We start from the raw sequence: 1,682 nt of genomic DNA, 5'->3' as shown, positions 1-1,682 counted from the left end.
CTGGTGTGCGGCCTTGGGCTGCTGCCTTCTGTTTCTCCACGGGGAGGGCTTTGAAGGCTCCCATGGCGTAGGGGTCATGGCGGGGGATGCCTGCCTTGAGTGCGCGGCGGTACCAGGGTGGGAGCAGGAAGCGGGGGAACCAGATGAAGAAGCCCAGGAGCATGATGATGCCGCTGAGGATCCAGACGATGCTCACGACCCGCATGAGCGTCAACGGGACTACTGGAGCCCATGTTCCCATCGCCAAGCACAGAAACCAGGTTCCCGAGTAGGGAAGAACGAGGAGCGGGCAGGACCATCCGCGGTAGTGGGTGACGAACCGCGGGACAGGTTCGGTGTAGACCTTCCACCCTTGGCGAAGGGAAAACAAACCCACCGCCACCAGTGCGACTCCTACAAGTGCAACGGGGGTCGTTACTTCCAATGTGGTTGGTGGCGTTGATGGTGTCATCCGAATAGACCTTTCGCGAAGTTCCAGACGCTCTCCGCGGCGTCAGCAAGGTCTCTCGCTGGCGCTCGCGGTCCGGCTCGACCAGCGGAAACAGGGAGTCAACGCTTTCGGCAAGGTGAGATCAGCCCCCGGCTTGTTCCGCTGCTGCTTTCTGTTTCTCGACGGGGAGGGCCTTGAAGGCTCCCATGGCGTAGGGGTCATGGCGGGGGACGCCTGCCTTGAGCGCACGCCGGTACCAGGGTGGGAGTAGGAACCGGGGGAACCAGATGATGCTTCCGAGTAGGGACACCACGATGCTTGGGAGCCAAACCAATGCCACGACAGTCATGACGCTCTCCGGGAGGAGCGGCTTGAAAGTTCCGACTCCCGTGGAGAGGAAAAAACCTGCACCGTACGGCAGGCTGAGTGTAGGGCTGGCTCCCCCTCGGTATGTGGTGACGAAGTGTGGAGCGGGCTCTGTGTATGCCCGCCAAGCCAGGCGGATCCCCAAGAGGCCAAAGAGAAAGAAGCTGATTCCGGCTGCTGCCACAGGAGGGGTAACCGAGTCAACTTCAAGCAGGGGTAGAGCATTTGTCATCCTCCGAACCATCCTTTGACCGTGTTCCAGATTCCCTCGCCCACATCGGCGGCGAGGTCTCCGAGATTTTTGTCCCGTCCGACTGGGATGCTCATGCCGAGGCCGACCAGGAGTCCGACCCCGAGGCCGATCAGGGGCCCTCCGACCGGAACTAGAGCTCCGACGGCTACGCCTGCCATCATGGCTGCAGTGACCTTGGATGTGGAGCGGACTGCGGTGGTTTCGACGGTCTTGAGCTGGCGTTGGCTCTCGGTGAGTTCGGGGTTCTGTTCCCGGTAGCGTTTGTCCGCCTTGTCGTGCTCTTCGGCGACGGTGAGGACGATCCCTGCGACGAAGAGGCCTCGGCCCGCTGCTCGGCCCCAACCGGAGGTGCCGATCTTGGTGGTGACTGTGCTTTCTGCCCCGACACCGACCTTCCCGAGCAGCCACACCATTGTCATCCGCCGAGCCAACTTGTGGGGGTGTTCACGCCGATGTCGGCGGTGAGTTCGATGTCGAGTCCGGTGAGGGGGTTGTGGACTGGGATGAGTGTTGCGGTCGTCATTCTGATCGTTGAGGTGGTCCCAAGGGGGTGTGGGGGTCTGGTGTGCGGCCTTGGGCTGCTGCCTTCTGTTTCTCCACGGGGAGGGCTTTGAAGGCTCCCATGGCGTAGGG

At 62.2% G+C, this 1,682-nt stretch carries 2 protein-coding genes; both read right to left on the bottom strand.

Annotation, left to right across the window (positions count from 1 at the left end; all coding sequences use genetic code 11):
* A partial coding sequence (locus EII35_RS15365; RefSeq protein WP_148098961.1) for a hypothetical protein occupies nucleotides 1-196 on the bottom strand: 196 nt, incomplete at its 3' end.
* An 828-nt stretch (nucleotides 197-1,024) separates the two neighbouring features.
* Entirely contained in the window at nucleotides 1,025-1,468 is a 444-nt protein-coding gene (locus EII35_RS15360; RefSeq protein ID WP_125229326.1) for a hypothetical protein, read from the bottom strand.
* Between the last annotated feature and the right edge of the window lie 214 nt (nucleotides 1,469-1,682).

The sequence above is a fragment of the Arachnia propionica genome, from assembly GCF_003932785.1.
In the GTDB taxonomy this organism is placed as follows: domain Bacteria; phylum Actinomycetota; class Actinomycetes; order Propionibacteriales; family Propionibacteriaceae; genus Arachnia; species Arachnia propionica_B.
Note: the sequence above shows the minus strand (reverse complement) of the source record. Positions and strands in the feature narration are given on the sequence as shown.

What these genes read in the sequence shown, in the direction of transcription:
- EII35_RS15360 (WP_125229326.1), bottom strand. Translation starts at nt 1,468, where the DNA reads ATGACAATGGTGTGGCTGCTCGGGAAGGTCGGTGTCGGGGCAGAAAGC.